This window comes from Haloplanus litoreus (assembly GCF_045690335.1).
GTDB lineage: Archaea > Halobacteriota > Halobacteria > Halobacteriales > Haloferacaceae > Haloplanus > Haloplanus litoreus.
The window spans coordinates 522,701-541,299 of record NZ_CP147874.1; the positions used below are offsets into that span (position 1 = coordinate 522,701).

General features: G+C 68.7%; 14 protein-coding genes and 1 pseudogene. 14 read left to right on the top strand and 1 reads right to left on the bottom strand.

Translation table 11 applies throughout. From position 1 onward, the window contains the following. Position 1: 1 nt before the first annotated feature. The 5 genes and pseudogenes from V8686_RS02950 to V8686_RS02970 all read left to right on the top strand — a co-directional run bounded on the left by V8686_RS02950 (position 2) and on the right by V8686_RS02970 (position 5,089). The gene (locus V8686_RS02950; RefSeq protein WP_379702465.1) at positions 2–994 is read left to right on the top strand and encodes an alpha-ketoacid dehydrogenase subunit beta; all 993 of its coding nucleotides are present in this window, start codon (positions 2–4) and stop codon (positions 992–994) included. Next, positions 991–2,597, top strand: a pseudogene (locus V8686_RS02955) (2-oxo acid dehydrogenase subunit E2). Before V8686_RS02950 ends, V8686_RS02955 begins: the two are co-directional and overlap by 4 nt. A gap of 49 nt (positions 2,598–2,646) precedes the next feature. Further along, on the top strand, positions 2,647–3,864 hold the full coding sequence (gene ilvA / locus V8686_RS02960; protein ID WP_379702466.1) for a threonine ammonia-lyase: 1,218 nt from the start codon (positions 2,647–2,649) through the stop codon (positions 3,862–3,864). A 259-nt stretch (positions 3,865–4,123) separates the two neighbouring features. After that, entirely contained in the window at positions 4,124–4,315 is a 192-nt protein-coding gene (locus V8686_RS02965) for a hypothetical protein (RefSeq protein ID WP_379702467.1), read from the top strand. Between the two features lie 69 nt (positions 4,316–4,384). Next, positions 4,385–5,089: a helix-turn-helix domain-containing protein gene (locus tag V8686_RS02970; protein ID WP_379702468.1), complete on the top strand. Its 705-nt coding sequence runs from the start codon at positions 4,385–4,387 to the stop codon at positions 5,087–5,089. Here the strand turns inward: V8686_RS02970 and V8686_RS02975 are convergent. Then, positions 5,086–6,414 (bottom strand): glutamine synthetase family protein, encoded by a 1,329-nt coding sequence (locus V8686_RS02975; protein WP_379702469.1) that lies wholly within the window; start codon positions 6,412–6,414, stop codon positions 5,086–5,088. The two genes, V8686_RS02970 and V8686_RS02975, sit on opposite strands and share 4 nt — an antisense overlap. Positions 6,415–6,578: 164 nt before the next feature. On the opposite strand from V8686_RS02975, the gene V8686_RS02980 reads away from it, so the two are divergent. From V8686_RS02980 to V8686_RS03020, 9 genes are all read left to right on the top strand, one after another. Further along, complete coding sequence (locus V8686_RS02980) at positions 6,579–8,030, top strand: aldehyde dehydrogenase family protein (RefSeq protein ID WP_379702470.1); 1,452 nt, start codon at positions 6,579–6,581, stop codon at positions 8,028–8,030. Then, positions 8,027–9,541, top strand: coding sequence for a M81 family metallopeptidase (locus tag V8686_RS02985; RefSeq protein ID WP_379702471.1), 1,515 nt, complete (start codon positions 8,027–8,029; stop codon positions 9,539–9,541). Before V8686_RS02980 ends, V8686_RS02985 begins: the two co-directional genes overlap by 4 nt. 166 nt (positions 9,542–9,707) lie before the next feature. Then, positions 9,708–10,895 (top strand): iron-containing alcohol dehydrogenase family protein, encoded by a 1,188-nt coding sequence (locus tag V8686_RS02990; protein WP_379702472.1) that lies wholly within the window; start codon positions 9,708–9,710, stop codon positions 10,893–10,895. Positions 10,896–10,967: 72 nt separating this feature from the next. Then, a complete protein-coding gene (gcvPA, locus tag V8686_RS02995; RefSeq protein ID WP_379702473.1) occupies positions 10,968–12,296 on the top strand; it encodes an aminomethyl-transferring glycine dehydrogenase subunit GcvPA in 1,329 nt (442 codons plus the stop codon). Continuing rightward, the gene (gcvPB, locus tag V8686_RS03000) at positions 12,293–13,759 is read left to right on the top strand and encodes an aminomethyl-transferring glycine dehydrogenase subunit GcvPB (protein WP_379702474.1); all 1,467 of its coding nucleotides are present in this window, start codon (positions 12,293–12,295) and stop codon (positions 13,757–13,759) included. Before gcvPA ends, gcvPB begins: the two co-directional genes overlap by 4 nt. Positions 13,760–13,861: 102 nt before the next feature. Next, on the top strand, positions 13,862–15,115 hold the full coding sequence (locus V8686_RS03005; protein ID WP_379702475.1) for a serine hydroxymethyltransferase: 1,254 nt from the start codon (positions 13,862–13,864) through the stop codon (positions 15,113–15,115). A 156-nt stretch (positions 15,116–15,271) separates the two neighbouring features. Next, positions 15,272–16,696, top strand: a complete 1,425-nt coding sequence (lpdA, locus tag V8686_RS03010) for a dihydrolipoyl dehydrogenase (RefSeq protein WP_379702476.1) — start codon at positions 15,272–15,274, stop codon at positions 16,694–16,696. Between the two features lie 174 nt (positions 16,697–16,870). Then, positions 16,871–17,260: a ferredoxin Fer gene (fer, locus tag V8686_RS03015; RefSeq protein ID WP_049938115.1), complete on the top strand. Its 390-nt coding sequence runs from the start codon at positions 16,871–16,873 to the stop codon at positions 17,258–17,260. Positions 17,261–17,563: 303 nt separating this feature from the next. Next, a complete protein-coding gene (locus V8686_RS03020; protein WP_379702477.1) occupies positions 17,564–18,574 on the top strand; it encodes an A24 family peptidase in 1,011 nt (336 codons plus the stop codon). Positions 18,575–18,599: the final 25 nt, after the last annotated feature.

Below are 18,599 nucleotides of genomic sequence, written 5' to 3' on the forward strand. Positions count from 1 at the left end.
CATGAGCACGGAAACACGAAACCTGACCCTGGTACAGGCGGTACGGGACGGTCTGGAGACCGAGATGCACCGCGACGAGGACGTGATCGTCCTCGGGGAGGACGTTGGCAAGAACGGCGGCGTCTTCCGCGCGACGGAGGGGCTCTACGAGTCGTTCGGCGAGGACCGCGTGATCGACACGCCGCTGGCGGAGTCGGGTATCGTCGGCGCGGCCATCGGCATGGCCGCCTACGGCCTGCGGCCGGTGCCCGAGATTCAGTTCATGGGCTTCATCTACCCCGCGTTCGACCAGATCGTCAGCCACGCGGCGCGGATCCGCAACCGGAGTCGCGGCCGCTTCACCTGTCCGATGGTCGTCCGGGCACCGTACGGCGGCGGCATCCGCGCGCCGGAACACCACTCCGAATCGAAGGAGGCCTTCTTCGTCCACGAACCCGGGCTGAAGGTGGTGATCCCCTCGACGCCCGCGGACACCAAGGGACTGCTGGCGTCGGCCATCCGCGACCCCGATCCGGTGATCTTCCTCGAACCCAAACTCATCTACCGGGCGTTCCGCGAGGAGGTGCCCGCGGGCGACCACACGGTCCCGCTGGGCGAGGCGGCAGTCCGACGCGAGGGGAGCGACGTGTCCGTCTACACCTGGGGGGCGATGGCCCGACCGACGATGGAGGCGGCCGAGAACCTCGCCGAGGAGGGCGTCGAGTGTGAGGTGGTCGACCTGCGGACGCTCTCGCCGCTGGACCGCGAGGCAATCGTCGAGTCCTTCGAGAAGACGGGCCGAGCGGCGGTGGTCCACGAGGCACCGAAGACCGGCGGTCTAGGCGGCGAGATCACCGCCATCCTCCAGGAGGAGGCGCTGCTCTACCAGGAGGCGCCGGTGAAGCGGATCACCGGCTTCGACACGCCCGTCCCGCTGTACGCGCTGGAGGACTACTACCTCCCGTCGCCGACGCGCATCGAGGAGGGGATCCGGGAGGTCGTCGGGTTCCCATGACCGTCGAGACGTTCAAGCTACCCGACGTAGGCGAAGGGGTCGCCGAGGGGGAACTCGTCCGATGGCTGGTCGCCGTCGGCGACGAGGTGACCGAAGACCAACCGCTCGCGGCGGTGGAGACGGACAAGGCCGTCGTCGACCTGCCGTCGCCGTACGAGGGGACCGTCACCGACCGTCACGTCGAGGAGGGCGAGATGGTTCCCGTCGGGAGCGTCATCGTCTCCATCGAGGTAGCGGACGACGAGGCGGCGAGCGACACCGGCGAGGCGGGTGACGAACCGGTCGACGAGGAGACGGCCGACGGCGCGGCGACCACCGCGGGCCGAGTCTTCGCTCCCCCGAGCACCCGCCGGCTGGCGCGCGAACTGGGCGTCGACCTGGGCGGCGTCGCGGGGTCCGGCCCCGGCGGACGCGTCACCGACGCGGACGTGCGGGCGGCGGCCGACGAGTCGCCGGCGCCACGGTCGGTCGCTCCTCGTCGACGGTCGTACTGGAGTCGACGGGTGCCGACGAACCGACGACGGGAGACGCGACGACGCGTGGGGACGGCGCGTCCGCGACCGATGCGAACGGAGCGAGCGAACGGACGGAAACCCATCGGGAGTCGTCGACGGCCGTCGACCGCGCGACGGAGGCGGTCGGGCAGGAGCACGTGGACCGAGCGCGAACCCTCGCGACGCCGGCGACCCGGGGCCTCGCGGACGAACTCGGCGTCGACCTGGGCGCGGTGCCGACCGACCGGGCTCGCGACGGCGTCCCATTCGTCACACGCGAGCAGGTTCGGGAGTACGCGGAGCGGCGCGAGGCGGCCGCGGAGCCGGAATCGGGATCGGAATCGGCGGCTGGCGCCACAGCGGCGGAACCCGCGTCGACGGCTGGTGGCTCGACGGCCGCCGAGGGACCCCGACCCGGCGACCGCATCCCCTACCGCGGGGTCCGACGCTCCATCGGCGAGCAGATGGAGCGTTCGAAGTACACGGCGCCCCACGTCACGCACACGGACGAGGTGGACGTGACGGCGCTGGTTGAGACGAAGGCCGACTTGGAGGCGTACGCCGCCGAGGAGGGCGTCTCGCTCACCTACCTCCCGTTCGTGATGCGGGCAGTCGCGCGGGCGCTCGCCGAGTTCCCGCAGGTCAACGCCGAACTCGACGAGACGGCCGAGGAGATCGTCTGTCACGACGCGTACAACATCGGCGTGGCGACGGCGACGGACGCGGGGTTGATGGTCCCGGTTGTCGAGGACGTCGACGGGAAAGGGCTGCTCGAACTCGCCGACGAAACGGCGAGGAAGGTGGCGCGGGCACGCGATCGGAGCATCGAACGCGAGGAAATGCAGGGCGGGACGTTCACCATCACGAACGTCGGGGTGATCGGCGGGGAGTACGCCACGCCCATCGTCAACTACCCCGAGGTGGCAATTCTCGCGCTCGGTCGGATCGGGGAACGTCCCCGCGTCGTCGACGGCGAGGTAGTCCCTCGACACACCCTGCCGCTGTCGCTGTCGGTCGACCACCGCGTCGTCGACGGGGCGGTGGCGGCGCGGTTTACCAACCGAGTGATGGAACTGCTGGCGAGTCCGGCGCGTCTCCTCGTCGAGTAAGGTTGCGGTAAACAGGTGATTTATCCGCCGGTGTGCGAGATGGTGCAACATGACAGTCACGTTCGCGGACATCGAGGCCGCGCGGGAGCGCTTCGACGACCCCGACATCGTGAGACAGACGCCCATCGAGACGAACCGCTCGCTGAGCGAGATGTCGGGCGCCGACGTCCACCTGAAGATGGAACACCTCCAGCGGACGGGGTCGTTCAAGACGCGCGGCGCGTACAACAAACTGAAACAGGAGGCCGAGCGGGGAAGCGACAAGCACGTCGTCGCCGCCAGCGCCGGCAACCACGCCCAGGGTGTCGCGCTGGCGGCGACGACGGTTGGGCTGGAGTCGACCATCGTCATGCCGGAGAACGCGCCGCAGGCGAAGGTGGACGCGACGCGGAGCTACGGGGCGACGGTTGAACTCCACGGAGCGAACTTCGGCGAGTCGATGTCCCACGCACAGGCCAAGGCCGAGGCGCCGGGGATGCTGTTCGTCCACGCGTACGACGACCCCGACATCGTCGCCGGCCAGGGGACGCTCGGCCTGGAGATTTACGAGCAGGTGCCGGACGTGGACACCGTCATCGTTCCCATCGGCGGCGGCGGCCTGATCGGCGGCATCAGCACGGCACTGGACGCCCTCGACGACGAGGTTCGGGTGATCGGCGTGCAGGCGGATCTGGCGGCGACGGTCCCGGACAGCCTCCAGAAGGGGATTCCGGTCGACGAGGAGTCGCCGAAGACCATCGCGGACGGCATCGCCACGGGCAGCATCTCGGAACTGACGCTCGGCCTGATCGAGGAACACGTCGACGAGGTGGTGACGGTGAGCGACGACGACATCGCGCGGAGCATCCTCGTGGTGCTCGAACGCGCGAAACAACTGGTCGAGGGGGCGGGCGCTGCCTCGGTGGCGGCGCTGTTGAGTGAGACGGTGGACGTGGACGGGGAGACGGTCGTGCCACTGCTCTGTGGCGGCAACATCGACATGTCGATGCTCCAGACGGTGTTGACGCACGCGCTGACCGACCGCTGTCAGCTACTCCGGCTACAGATCCGCATCCGTGACCAGCCCGGGGAGATGGGCCACATCTCGAGCATCATCGGCGAGAAGGGCGCGAACATCCGGACGGTGCGCCACGACCGAGCGGTCGGTGACTTGGAGGTTGGCGACGCCTACCTCGTCTTCCAGGTGGTCACGAGCGGCGAGGGCCACGCCAAGAACGTGATGGCGGCCATCGAGGACGCCGGCTACGAAGTGGAGCGCGTGAACTGAGTACTCGACGTCGAACTGTTCGTTCGTCCGTATTATCTGCCCAAAGGAGCTATATAAGGGATTCTTTGCGCGATAGAGACGACGAACGTGCAGAATTTGGCGACGGCGCGCAACGGCCGCGGGCGCGCCACAGCGTCGACCCGAACGTCGAGGAGACCGCACGGGGCCTCGGCGCCGACACGATCACCATGTACCGGCGGATCACGCTCCCGCTGATCAAGGACGGCATCGTCTCGGGCGCCATCTTCGCGTTCGTGCTGTGTGGAACAACTACTACATCGGCTCCTACCTCTCCGGCGCCCAGAGCACGAACACCACCTGGATCCACGGGCGGATGACCCAGGGGTTCACGCCGGTCGTGCCCGCCGTGGCGTCGCTGATCTTCTACGTCTCGCTCCTGTTTGTCGTCGTCGCGTTCCTCGTCGAGTTCCGTGAGGAAGTGAGCGGCTGACCGCCGCTCGCCCCACACGGAACCCGTAAATATGTGGGTCGTCAATCCCGGAGAGCGACTGGAGGACCAATGCTCGAATACACGTTCCGGATCAGACACGACGGTTGTTGGACGGAGACGGTACACGAGTCGTTCCCAGACGTGGCCGCGACGATCATCTACTCGTACCGCCTGACCGGGACGAGCATCACGATGATCGAGGCGACGAACGTCCCGGAAGACCGAGTCGAGGAACTGGTGGAGTGGCTGGCCACCCACGAGGTCATGACGACCGCACAACTGGTCAGCTACCACGACGCCCGGGAGACGGCCTTCATCAGCCTCGAGGGCGACTACCGCACCGATACGGAACCCGTGTTGAACGTCCTCCTGCGGAACAACTGCTTCCCGACCATCCCGGCCACCGTCTCGAAGGGCCGCGAACACTGGAGCGTCCTCGCCTCCACCCACGCGGAGGTGAGTCAGACCCACGAAGAACTGCGCGCCCTCGGGTCGGTGGAGGTAGACGCCCTCCGACAGCCGAACCTCGGCCGCCTCCTGACGGGACTGACGGAGATCAAACAGGCGGTTCAGGACCTCTCTCCCCGACAGATGGAGGTACTCTCCCGCGCCATCGACGAGGGCTACTACGAGTCGCCGCGGGGCTGTAACATCGAGGACCTAGCCGAGATGGACTCGGCGAACACGTCGACGGTCGGGGAACACCTCCGGCGGTCGGAGGCGAAAATTCTGGAGGCGGTCGGGTCGATGCTGAACGGCGACGACCGGGCCTAGAACTCGTCGCGATACTCCGCGCGTTCCCAGTCGGTGACCGAATCCATGTAGCGGTCGAACTCGTCGCGTTTGATCTTCAGGAACTCCTCGACCAACGGTTCGCCGAGCGCCGAGACGAGGACGTCGTCGGCTTCGAGTTCCGCCAGGGCCGCCCACAGGGTCCGCGGGAGGCTTTCGTAGTCCTCCTCGTAGGCGTTGCCGAGCGTCGGGGCCCCGGGGTCGGTTTCGTTGCGGATGCCGTCGAGGCCGGCCGCGAACGTCGCGGCGAGGCCGAGGTAGGGGTTACAGGCGGAGTCGGGGACGCGGTGTTCGATGCGGGTCGCCGGCCCGAGTTCCGGCGGAACGCGCAGTACGGTCGAGCGGTTGTCCGGGCCCCAGGCGACGTTGACGGGTGCCCAGATGCCCGGCAGGAGCCGTCGGTAGGAGTTGACCGTCGGCGCACAGATGGCCGTCAGGGCCTGCATGTGGTCGAGCAGGCCGCCGACGAAGTGACGGGCGGTGTCGGAGAGCCCCGACTCGTCGTCGGGGTGTTTGCCAGCCGGGAACTGCAGGTCGCCCGTGTCGCTGGCGAACAGGTTCGCCTCCAGATCCGTATCCCAGAGACTGAGGTGGAAGTGGAGCCCGTTGGCGTCCTCGCCGGAGTAGGGCCGCGGCATGAACGAAGCCTTCATGTTCCGGTCGCGGGCGATGGCCTTGGCGGCGTGGCGGAAGAACATGAGGTTGTCCGCCGTGGTGAGGGCATCGTCGTACTCGATGTTCACCTCGAACTGGCCGGGTTGGGACTCCTGGTGAATGCCCAGCACCGAGGCGTCGGCAGCCTCCATCGCCGCCTCCCACTCGCGGGTGACGTCGGCGGCCATGTCGAGGGCGTCCATGTCGTAGGAACACCGGGTGTTCGACGGCTCCCAGCCGCCGTCGCCGTCGGGGACGAGCGTGGAGAACTCGGCTTCGACGCCGGCCAGCGGGCACAGTCCCTCGGAGCGCAGGTCCTCGATCACACGCCGGAGCGCCCCGCGCGAACAGAGGTCGAAGGGCGTTCCGTCGACGTCGGTGAGGTCGGTGAAGACGGCGGCGGTGTCGTCGGCCCAGGACACCTCGCGAAGCGAGTCGGGGTCGGCGACGGCCATCATGTCGCCCCCCTCGGCGCCGTACCGTGGGTCGTCGAGCAGTCCCGGTTCGAGCGTCAGCTCGGCGACACCGTTGGCGAACCCGACACCCTCCTCGACGGCCGCCTCGAACTCGACGGGCGGTAACGAGATACCGCGGGCGACGCCGTTCAGGTCCGTCCACACCAGTCGAACCCGTTCGTAGTCAGCGAAGGTCATTGTGATACCATACCGAGGTCGCTACCGCCCCATAGCGATTCACCCGGGGACTTACGACACATTAAGTACGGCGGCCGAGGCGGCGACGCGTCTCGCCCGTGCGCACTTAAACGACCACACATTCGGTGGACAACGCTTAGGCCCGGAGACGGGGGAGTCGCGGCATGGAAACTCACGAGTACGCGCTGTTGATCGACGGGGACCGACGGGCGGCGGCGACGATGACCGTCGAAAACCCGGCCACTGGGGCGACGGTCGGTGACGTAGCGAGCGGCGACGCGGTCGACGCCCGCGCGGCCGTCGCGGCGGCGGACGCGGCGGCGACGGCGTGGGAACGGACCGGCCCCGGCGAGCGCGAGACGACGCTCCGGGAGATCGCCGACCGGATCGAGGCGGAGTCGGACGCGCTCGCACGCCTGCTGGCTGCGGAGGCGGGCAAGCCCCTCCCGACGGCGGCGGGCGAGGTGGCGGAGACGGTCGCTCAGTTCCGTTTCTACGCCGGTGCGGCCGATAAGGTCCGCGGCGATACGATGCCGACGGCGCCGAACCGCCTCAACTACACCCGGCGGCGCCCCTACGGCGTCACCGCGCACGTCGTCCCGTGGAACTACCCCCTCCTGCTCGGCACCCGCGGGTTCGCGAGCGCGCTGGCGACGGGCAACACGCTGGCCATCAAGCCGCCGAGTCTGGCCCCGCTGTCGACGATGTGGGTCGGCGAGGTGATGGCCGAGGCGACGCCGGACGGCGTCGTCAACGTCGTCCCCGGTCCGGGGAGCGAGGTGGGCGCGGAACTCGTCGGCAACCCGGACGTCGACGCCATCACGTTCACCGGATCGACGGGCGTCGGCAAAGGCGTCCTCGAAGCCGCGGCCGACAACGTCACGTCCGTGGACGTAGAACTGGGCGGGAAGGCGCCCGCCATCGTCCTCTCGGACGCGGACGTGGAGAACGCCGCCCGCGGCGTCGTCGCCGGCATCTTCTCGAACGCCGGACAGAACTGCGTCGCTACCTCGCGGTGTCTCGTCCACGAGGACGTCCACGACGAACTCGTCTCGCGGGTCGTCGAGAAGGCCGAACGCATCAGGCTGGGGGCGGGCACCGATCCCGACACCGACATGGGGCCGGTCATCTCGGCGGACGCGAAGGCGGACGTCCTCGATTACGTCGACTCGGCAGTCGAGGAGGGCGCGACGCTCCTGACCGGCGGCGGGGCGCCCGACGATCCGGCGCTCGCCGACGGGCACTTCGTCGAACCGACCGTCTTCGACGACGTGACGCCGGCGATGACCGTCGCGTGCGAGGAGATTTTCGGCCCGGTGTTGAGCTTCGTCACCGTCTCGTCGACGGCGGAGGCCGTCGAGGTGGCCAACGACTCGCCGTTCGGCCTCGCGGCGGCGGTCTGGTCGGAGTCGATGGACGCCACGCGCGTGGCGGACCGTCTGGACCACGGCTTGGTGGCCATCAACACCTTCCCCGTGTCGATGCCCCAGAGTCCCTGGGGCGGCAACAAGGAGAGTGGCATCGGCCGCGAGGGTGGTCTCGAGGGCATCGAGGCGTTCACGACCGTCGACAGCGTCGTGATCGAACACGACGGGATGGAGGACCCCTACCAGTGAGCCACACGGTCCTGATCGGACAGATCGAACACGAGACGAACACGTTCTCGTCGCTACCGACGGGGATGGCGGAGTTCGCCGACGCGTCGCTACACTACGGCGACGCCGTCGTCGACGGCCTGGCGGGGACGAACACCGCCGTCGGCGGCTTCCTCCGGGTCGCGAGCGACGAGGACTGGGACGTGGTGTCGACCGTCGCCGCGGACGCGACGCCGGGCGGGACGGTCACCGCGGACGCGCGGTCGACGCTGCTGGAGGAGGTCCTGACGGGCGTCGAGGCGGCGGACCCCGACGGCGTGTTGCTCGCCCTCCACGGCGCGATGGTGAGCGACGGCGTCCAGGACGACGAGGAACCGCACTCCTCGGGCAACTGGATCCGCTCCGGTGACGGCGACGGCTACATCCTCGAACGCGTCCGTCGCGCGGTCGGCAACGACGTGCCGGTGATGGCGTCGCTCGACCTGCACGGAAACATCTCGGACCGGATGGTCACGGCCGCGGACGGCCTGTTCGGCTACGACACCTACCCACACGTCGACATCGGCGACACGGGCGAGACGGCGGCGCGGGCGATGGCCGCGACGCTGTCCGGCGACCTCGACCCCGAAGTCGTGGTCGAACGGGCACCGCTCCTGCCGCCCCTGCCGGAACTCCGTACCGAGGAGGAGCCGATGCGGTCGCTGCTGGCGGCGGCGGCCGACGCCGAGGGGGACGAGGTCCCGGACGTGTCCGTCTTCGGGGGGTTCGCTTACGCCGACGTGGACCACGCCGGCTTCTCCGTCGTCGGCGTCGCGGACCGAACCCGCGCCGACGACGTGCGCGCGACCTGTCGGGCGCTGGCAGACGAGGCGTACGAGCGCCGTGCGGAGTTCGACCGCGCGTACACGAGCGTCGAGGCGGCGGCGGAGGCGGCGGACTGGGACGCCGACGACCCCCTCCTGCTTGCGGACATTTCGGACAACCCGGGGGGCGGGGGCGCACAGGACGGGACGGTGTTGCTGTCGGCGTTGCTCGACGCGGGGGTCCAGGACGCGGCCGTGGCGACGATTTACGACCCCGCGGCCGTCGACGCGGCGGTCGAGGCGGGCGTCGGCGAACGGGTCTCGGTGTCGCTCGGCGGGCACACCGAGGCCAACGGCGACCCCCTCGACGTGACCGGACGGGTGTGCCTGCTGTCGGACGGGAACTACCGCAACCGTGGACCGATGTCGACCGGGTTGCAGGTGTCGTTCGGGCGAACGGCGCTCCTCGAAATCGACGGAGTGGAGGTGCTCGTCGGCTCTCACCGACAGCAGCCGTACGACCCGGAGGCGTTCCGGAGCCAGGGGATCACGCCCGAACGGGAGGGAGTGCTGGTCCTCAAAAGCACCGTCCACTACCGGGCCGGCTTCGCCCCGTTGGTCGGAGCGATCCGAGAGGTGGCGACGCCGGGACTGTGTAGTCCGGACCTCTCGGCGTTCGACTACGAACACGTCCCTCGGCCCATCTATCCGCTGGACGAGGAGGCGTAGCCGAGGGTCGACTTAACTGCCCGGCGATGTGGGACACAACGGCCATGCGCGAAAGCGGGAACGTATGACACACACGGCGGCCGACGCCACCGACGGTGGAGAACCGTCCGGTCGCACGACCAGGCGGCCCCGGCGTCGGACCGATGACAAGGACACCCAGAATATTATGACAACGACTCACCAGATGTGGAACGTCCCGAACCGAGTTCTCTTCGGCTGGGGCACGGCGACGGAGATCGGAGCGTATCTCGACGAATTCGACGTCGAGACCCCCCTGATCGTCACCGACGAGGGGGTCCGTGCGGCGGGCGTCCTCGACCCGCTGCTCGACGCCATCGAGGCGTCCGGGCGCACGTACCACGTCTTCGATGGGGTACAGCCCGATCCGACGGACGTGGTGGTCCACGAGGCCGCGGAGGCGTACGAGGCGGCCGACGCGGATCTGATGATGGGCGTCGGCGGCGGATCCTCCATCGACACGGCGAAGGCGGCGAGCATCCTCGCCACCAACGACGGCCACATCCTGGAGTTCGAGGGAAGCGGCAACGTCCCGAACCCGACGCCACCGACGGTATTCGTGCCCACGACGGCGGGGACGGGCAGCGAGGTCGGTCACTGGACCATCGTGAAGGACTCCGAGACGTCGATCAAGGAGGAAATCGGTGACGTGAGCCTGCTCGCCGACCTCGCGCTGGTCGATCCGGAACTGACCGCGAGCGCGCCGGCACCGGTGAAGGCCGCGACCGGGATGGACGTGTTGACCCACGCCATCGAGGCCTACGTCTCGATCAAGGCCCAGAGTCAGACCTCCGCACTCGCCCGCGACGCCATGGAAAAGGTGGGCGAGTACCTGCCGCGCGCGGTGGAGTACCGCGGCGGCGACCGGGAGGCGCTGTCGAAGATGGCACGAGCGAGTTCGCAGGCGGGTATGGCGTTCAACGGGGCCGGCCTCGGCGCCGTCCACGCCATCTCCCACCAGGTCGGCGGCACCTTCGGCGTCCCGCATGGCCTCGCGAACGCCATCCTCCTGCCCTACGTGATGGAGTACAACCTCCCGCAGGTGCCGGAGAAGATGGTGACGGTGGCAGCGGCTCTCGGCGAGGACGTGGATCCGTCGAAACCGGTGCGGACGGAGGCTAGGAAGGCGGTTCAGGCGGTGCGACGACTCGCAGCAGACGTGCGCATCCCGGAGACGCTGGCCGAGACGGCGGCCGAACGGGAGGCCATTCCCCAGCTCGCGGAGCAGGCAACCCGCGACGGGAGCCTCACGGGCAACCCCCGTGCGACCGACGCCGACGACCTGGCGGGCATCCTGGAACGGGCGTTCGACGGGCGGGTCCAGACCGCGGAGTGATCCACATGATCGACCGAGTAGAAAGCCCGACAACGCCGAATATATACGTCGAGCGCCCCGAGTCCGAGTAACATGCCGTACGTGACTCACTCCGAAGCGGAACGGTCGGAGATGCTCGACGCAGTCGGGGTATCGGACCCCGACGACCTGTTCGACATCCCCGATTCGCTCCGATTCGACGACGACTACGGAATCGAGGCACACTCGGAGCGGGGAACGCGGGCGGCCGTCGAGGGTATCCTCGAGGAGTCGGCCGACCTGACCGAGTTTCTCGGCGGCGGTCACTACGACCACTACGTCCCCTCCGTGGTCGATCACCTCTCCCTTCGCGGGGAGTTCCTGACGAGTTACACGCAGTACCAGCCCGAGATCACGCAGGGGTTCCTTCAGGCGCTCTTCGAGTTCCAGTCGCTCGTCGTCGAACTGACGGGACTCGGCGTCGCCAACTGTTCGATGTACGACCGCTCGACGGCGCTCGGTGAGGCGGTCCTGCTCGCCGACCGGGTGCGGGCGACCGACGGCGACCGAGTGCTGGTTCCCGAGAATCTGCCGGCGCGCGTGCGGTCGGTGCTCGACAACTACACCGACGGGCCGGACATCACGGTCGACACCTACCCGACGAGCGAGGGGACGGTCGACGTGGACGGCCTCGCCGCCGCCGTCGACGACGACGTCTCGCTGGTGTACGCCGCGACGCCGAACGCGTGGGGCGTCGTCGAACCGGACCTCGACGCCGTGAGCGACGTCGCCGACGACCACGGCGCCCTGTTCTGTGTCGGATCGGACGCCGTTGCCCTGTCGGTGCTCGAACCGCCGGCGGCCTACGGAGCGGACGTGGTGGTCGGCGACGCCGGCGTCCTCGGCCTGCCGACGACGTACGGTATGGGCCTCGGCCTGTTCGCGTGTCGCGAGGAGTTCCTCCGACAAGTGCCGGGTCGCCTCGTCGGCGCCGGCGAGGACGACGCGGGCAACCGCGCGTACACGCTGACGCTCCAGACCCGCGAACAGCACATCCGCCGGGAGCGAGCCACCTCGAACATCTGTACCAACCAGGCGTGGCTGGCGCTCCGAGCGGCCATCCACGCGGCGTGGCTGGGTCCCGATGGGTTGACCGATCTGGCCGAGGAGTGCGTGACCGGCATCGCCGAGACCTGCGCCCGGATCGACGAACTCGACGGCTTCGACGCGCCCGTCCACGACGGCCACCACTTCCGCGAGGCGCTGATCGATACGGACGCCCCGGCGGCCGACGTGGTCGACCACTGTCGACACGCGGGCCTCGCAGTCCGCGCCGTCGACGACGGCGGTGAGGACCGACTGGCGGTCTGTGTGACCGACACCAATCGGGCACGGGTGGACGAACTGATCGACGCCCTCGCGGGCTACGGAGGTGCCGCATGAGCCAAGAGCACCACGAGCGCGCGAACGGGGAGTCGACCGACGGCGAGGCGGAGACGGACGCCCCCCACCAGCAGACGCGGTGGTACGCGGGCGGGCAGTACGAACCGCTCCTGAACGAGAAGAGCACCGACACCGTCTCCGTGGAGTCGTCGCTCCCGGACGACCTGACTCGGGACGAACTCGAACTGCCCGACCTCGCGGAACCGGAGGTGACCCGTCACTACACCCGACTCTCACAGATGAACTACGGCATCGACTCCGGGCCGATCCCGCTGGGGTCGTGTACGATGAAGTACAACCCCGCGTTCACCGAGGACGTGGCGGCCCACCGGGGCAATCGTGTCCACCCCCTCCGGAGCGACGAGGACAAACAGGGCATCCTGCGCCTGCTGTACGAACTACAGGAGACGCTCGGCGCCATCGGCGGGATGGACGCGGTGACCCTCCAGCCGCCGGCGGGCGCCGCCGGCGAGTTCACGGGCATCCAGGTGGCGAAAGCCTACCACGAGGAACAGGGGGACGGATCGCGGAGCGAGGTGATCGTCCCCGAGTCGGCCCACGGCACCAACTTCGCGAGCGCCGCCATGGCGGGCTACGACGTGGTCGAACTCCCCTCGAACGAGGACGGGCGCGTCGAAGTCGACGCACTGGAGGCGGCGGCCGGCGAGGACACGGCGCTCCTCATGCTCACCAACCCCAACACGCTGGGGCTGTTCGAACGCGACATCGAGGCCATCGCGGAAATCGTCCACGACGCCGGTGGCCTGCTCTACTACGACGGTGCGAACCTCAACTCCCTGCTCGGGAAGGCCCGGCCGGGCGACATGGGCTTCGACATCATGCACTTCAACCTGCACAAGACGTTCGCGACGCCGCACGGTGGCGGCGGCCCGGGACAGGGGCCCATCGGCGTCGTCGCCGACCTCGCACCGTTCCTCCCCACCCCGCAGGTCCGCGAAGTCGACGGCGACTACGAAACCTACGAACCCGACCGCAGCATCGGGCGCGTCCACGAGTTCGTGGGCAACTGGCTGGTGCTGGTGAAAGCCTACGCCTACATCCTGCGGCACGGCGACGACGGTCTAGAGCGCATCAGCGAGACGGCCGTGCTGAACGCCAACTACCTCGCCTCGCGGATCGAGTACGAGGTACCCTACGGGCCGTTCCACCACGAGTTCGTGGCGAGCGCGGACGAAGACGCCGCGGACGTGGCGAAGGCGATGCTGGACCACGGCGTCCACCCGCCGACGACGAAGTGGCCGGAAATCGTCGACGAGGCGCTGATGACGGAGCCGACGGAGACGGAGTCGAAGGCGAGACTGGACGACCTCGCGGCGGCGTTCGACGCGGTGGCGGCGACGGGCCCCGCGGAACTGGCGGAGGCGCCGACGACGACCACGGCCCGGCGGATCGATCAGGCGTCGGCCGCGCGGAACCCGCGGCTGTCGTGGCGCGACCTGTAAGCCACGAGCGCGGACGAATCGGGGTCCGACGGTCCCGCGTGATGTAAGCAGGTTTTGGTCCTGACCCCGCTACTTAACTGGGTGTTGGTCCTGATTCGAATCGTGACATCGAGCCATTCACACCTGCGAGACACCGATCCTGCGGTCGCCGAAGCCATCGCCGGCGAGGAGCGCAGGCAGGAGAACAACCTCGAGATGATCGCCTCGGAGAATCACGTCTCCGAGGCAGTCATGGAGGCCCAGGGGAGTGTCATGACGAACAAGTACGCGGAGGGCTACCCCGGGGAACGGTACTACGGCGGCTGTGAGCACATGGACACCGTCGAGAACCTGGCCATCGAGCGGGCGAAACAGCTCTACGGCGCCGAGCACGTCAACGTCCAGCCGCACAGCGGGACGCAGGCGAACATGGGCGTCTACTTCGCCGTGCTGGAGCCGGGCGACCGCATCCTCTCGCTCGACCTGAACCACGGGGGACACCTGAGCCACGGCCACCACGTCAACTTCTCCGGACAGCTCTACGACGTCGAACAGTACGGTGTCGACCCCGAGACGGGCTACATCGACTACGACGAGGTGGCCGACCAGGCCGCCGAGTTCGACCCCGACATGATCGTCAGCGGCTCCTCCGCCTACCCCCGCGAGTTCGACTTCGAACGCCTCTCGACCATCGCCGACGACGTCGGCGCCTACCACCTCGCGGACATCGCCCACGTCACCGGACTCGTGGCGGCGGGCGTCCACGTCAACCCCGTCGGCGACGCCGACTTCGTCACCGGCAGTACGCACAAGACCATCCGCGCCGGTCGCGGCGGGATGATCATGACGACCGACGAACACGCCGAGGCGGTGGACAAGGCCATCTTCCCCGGCGGACAGGGCGGTCCCCTGATGCACAACATCGCGGGCAAGGCCGTCGGCTTCGGCGAGGCGCTCGAACCCGAGTTCGCCGAGTACGCCGAACGGGTCGTCGAGAACGCGAAGACGCTGGCTGACGTGTTCCAGGACGCGGGCATCACGCCCGTCTCCGGCGGCACCGACAAGCACCTCCTCCTGTTGGACCTGCGGGACTCCCACCCGGACCTCACGGGCGAGGACGCCGAGGACGCCCTCGACGACGTGGGCATCACGGTGAACAAGAACACGGTGCCGGGCGAGACCCGGTCACCCTTCGTCACCAGCGGGGTCCGCGTCGGGACGCCGGCGCTCACCACCCGCGGCTTCGACCCCGACGCCATGGAGACGGTGGGCGAACTGATCGTCGAGCGACTGAACGCCCCGGACGACCCCGACGTGGCGAGCGAGGTACAGGCCGAAGTCGACCGCCTCTGTGCCGAGTTCCCTGTCTACGAGTAAGACTGCCGGCCGTACGCCGATAACGGTAGTCGTCGCCCCGGTAGCGGCCAGCTTCGAACGACGACAGCCGCCAACAGCGGCCCTGCAGACGGGGCATAAGCGGCCGTCGATCCCCGCCGGTTTTTATATTCGGGGGCGTCCCGAGTCCTAGCAACGATGGTCGTCGGAGACGTGACTACCGGAACCGAAGTACTGGTCATCGGCGCGGGACCGGGCGGCTACGTCGCCGCCATCCGCGCCGCCCAGCGTGACCTCGACGTCACGCTGGTGGAACGCGACGCCTACGGCGGCGTCTGCCTCAACCGCGGCTGTATTCCCTCGAAGGCGTACATCACCGCGACCGACATCGCCCACGACGCGGCGACGGCCGAGGAGATGGGGATCCACGCCGACCCCGCCGTGGACCTCGCCGGGATGCGGGAGTGGAAAGACGGCGTCGTCGACCGCCTCACGGGTGGCGTCGAGAAGCTCTGTAAGGCAAACGGCGTGAACCTGATCGGGGGCACGGCCAAGTTCGTCGACGAGGAGACGGTCCGCGTCGAACACGGGGGCGAGGGCCAGGGCGCCGAAACCGTCGCGTTCGAGCACTGCATCGTCTCGACCGGGAGCCGGCCGATCCAACTGCCGGGCTTTTCCTTCGCCGACGACCCCGTCCTGGATTCGGCCGCCCTGCTCTCCCTGGAGACGGTGCCGGACCGACTCGTCGTCGTCGGCGCTGGCTACATCGGTATGGAGCTGTCGACGGTGTTCGCCAAACTCGGGTGCGACGTGACCGTCGTGGAGATGCTGGACGACGTGCTCCCGGGGTACGAGGACGACGTGTCGCGGGTCGTGCGCAAGCGCGCCGAATCGCTCGGGGTCGAGTTCAACTTCGGCGAGGGGGCGAGCGGGTGGCACCACGGCGCCGACGGCGGCGTCGTCGTCACGACCGAAACCGCCGACGGCGAAGAGTCCACGTACGGCGCCGAGCGGGTGCTCGTCGCGGTCGGTCGCGAACCGGTGACGGACTCGCTCGACGCCGCGGAGGCCGGACTCGAACCGAACGAGGACGGCTTCTTCGAGACCGACGAACGCTGCGAGACCGACGTGGACGGCATCTACGCCGTCGGCGACGTGGCGGGCGAACCGATGCTCGCACACACGGCCTCGGCGGAGGGGATCGTCGCCGCGGAGGCCATCGCCGGCGAACCGGTCGCGTTCGACGCACAGGCGATCCCCGCGGCGGTGTTCACCGAACCGGAGATCGCGACGGTCGGACTGACCGCCGACGAGGCGGCGGCGGAGGGCTACGACCCGGTGACCGGCGAGATGCCGTTCAACGCCAGCGGACGGGCGCTGACGACGGGCGAGACCGACGGATTCGTCCGTGTGGTCGCGAGCGCGGACGGGTTCCTGCTGGGCGCACAGATCGTCGGTCCCGACGCCTCGGAGCTGATCGCCGAACCCACCCTCGCCGTCGAGATGGGCGCTCGACTGGAGGACGTGGCGTCGACGATACACACCCATCCGACGCTCTCGGAGGCGGTGATGGAGGCCGTCGAGAACGCCCTCGGGCAGGCGATACACACGCTGAACCGGTAGTCACGACCCGTCGGAGCTGCCGACCCGGTCCCGTGCGTTCAGGTGCGTCGCCCGTCGTCGGTCCGGGGAACGACGGTGGCGGCGGCGAAAACGAACACGTTCGTCGGCGCTGACGCCGACAAGGCTTCGCCGAACAGCAAAGTCTAATGGGGTGGCCGCGAAACTACTCGATTGATGCCCACGGTAGAATACCTCAATTACGAAGTACTGGACGATCACGGCTGGGAAATGGACGACGATGACCTCTTCGAGAAGGCCGCCGACGCCGGTCTGGACGACGTCGACTACGGCTCGCTCGAAGTCAACGAGGGCGAATACGTCCTCGAAGCGGCCGAGGCCCAGGGCTACGACTGGCCCTTCTCGTGCCGTGCCGGCGCCTGTGCGAACTGCGCGGCCATCGTCATGGAGGGCGATCTGGACATGGACATGCAGCAGATCCTCTCCGACGAGGAAGTCGAGGAGAAGGACGTCCGGCTGACCTGCATCGGTAGCCCGACGGCCGACGAGGTGAAGCTCGTCTACAACGCGAAGCACCTCGACTACCTCCAGAACCGCGTCATCTAGGCCGGTCCGTCCGGCGCGGTTCCGGGCGCTCGGATCGTTCCGTTCGAACCCGCAATTTTTCCGGGGCAGTACGAGTCGTCGCTCCCGTTCCACGAGCGGCCGGTACGCCGGGACACACCCGGCCAACCACACTCGAAGGGGAGCAATGACTATCGAGCACACGAGCGGCTGATCGAGGCCGCACTCGGGTGAGGCTACGCCGCGGTGTATCGGGGCCTGTCGAAGGGTCGATGCTCCGGCCACCTCGCGCCCGGGCGCCGTCGAGCCGGAAACCCTAATTCCTCCCCGCCTCGGTACTCGACAATGCTCGCGGCGACGACGGATCTGTTGCGGCTGATCGCGGTACCGGCCCTCGGATGGGCGGCGTGGCGCGACGTACGCACCCGCCGACTCCCGAATCGGCTCTGGTATCCGCTCTTTGCCGTTGGCCTGCTGACGCTCGTGTGGGACGGACTCTCTCACCTGCCGGTCGCCGGCGTCGACGACCGCCTCTTTTTCGTCCGCGTGGGAATCAGCGTTCTCGTCCTCGTCCCCCTCGCCTACGGGCTCTGGTGGGTCGGCGGCTTCGGTGGCGCCGACGCGAAGGCGCTGATGACCCTCGCCGTCCTCTTTCCCACCTACCCGGTGTTTTACCTCTCGACCGGCGCCTACCCGGCGGTGGTCACGAACGTCGGCGTCTTCTCGATGACCATCCTGACGAACGCCGTCCTCGTGGGGCTCGCGTACCCCGTCTACCTCGGCGTCCGCAACGGCCTCCGCGGCGATCAGTCCCCCGTCATGTTCCTCGGGCGGCGAACCGACGTGTCCGCGCTGCCCGCCGAACACGGACGCCTGTTCGAGACGACGGATGGCTTCACGCGGGACGGCCTCGACATCGACGCCCTGCGGATGTACCTGCGCTGGCGGGGAACGAGTCTCGCGGCGCTCCGGGCGGCCCCGGCAGCGCACCGCGACCCGGCGAGCGTGGGCGAGACCAACGAGCCGACCGACGGGGCGGTCGACGGGTCGGCGGTCGAAGGGGAGGCGGCGCCGGGCGAAGCCGCGGTGGCCACCGACGCCGACGCCGACGCCGACACCGACGTCGAGTTCGACGATCCGTGGGCCGCCGAACGGTTCCTCGACGAAATCGAGGGGAGCGCCTACGGGACGGCGCCCGAGACGCTCCGGGAGGGACTGGCGGTGGTGACGACTCGGGACTCGGTGTGGATCTCTCCCGGGATTCCGTTCGTCGTCCCCCTCTTCCTCGGGCTCTGTATCGCCCTGACCTACGGTGACCTCCTCTTCGGCCTGCTGCGGGCCATCGGCGCGGTGTAGCGACACAAGACCTATCGGGGGGAGG

Excerpts from the sequence above, each read along its gene's own strand:
- V8686_RS02950 (WP_379702465.1), top strand. The coding sequence starts at position 2 with ATGAGCACGGAAACACGAAACCTGACCCTGGTACAGGCGGTACGGGAC.
- ilvA (WP_379702466.1), top strand. The coding sequence starts at position 2,647 with ATGACAGTCACGTTCGCGGACATCGAGGCCGCGCGGGAGCGCTTCGAC.
- V8686_RS02970 (WP_379702468.1), top strand. The coding sequence starts at position 4,385 with ATGCTCGAATACACGTTCCGGATCAGACACGACGGTTGTTGGACGGAG.
- V8686_RS02975 (WP_379702469.1), bottom strand. The coding sequence starts at position 6,414 with ATGACCTTCGCTGACTACGAACGGGTTCGACTGGTGTGGACGGACCTG.
- V8686_RS02980 (WP_379702470.1), top strand. The coding sequence starts at position 6,579 with ATGGAAACTCACGAGTACGCGCTGTTGATCGACGGGGACCGACGGGCG.
- V8686_RS02990 (WP_379702472.1), top strand. The coding sequence starts at position 9,708 with ATGACAACGACTCACCAGATGTGGAACGTCCCGAACCGAGTTCTCTTC.
- gcvPA (WP_379702473.1), top strand. The coding sequence starts at position 10,968 with ATGCCGTACGTGACTCACTCCGAAGCGGAACGGTCGGAGATGCTCGAC.
- gcvPB (WP_379702474.1), top strand. The coding sequence starts at position 12,293 with ATGAGCCAAGAGCACCACGAGCGCGCGAACGGGGAGTCGACCGACGGC.
- lpdA (WP_379702476.1), top strand. The coding sequence starts at position 15,272 with ATGGTCGTCGGAGACGTGACTACCGGAACCGAAGTACTGGTCATCGGC.
- fer (WP_049938115.1), top strand. The coding sequence starts at position 16,871 with ATGCCCACGGTAGAATACCTCAATTACGAAGTACTGGACGATCACGGC.
- V8686_RS03020 (WP_379702477.1), top strand. The coding sequence starts at position 17,564 with ATGCTCGCGGCGACGACGGATCTGTTGCGGCTGATCGCGGTACCGGCC.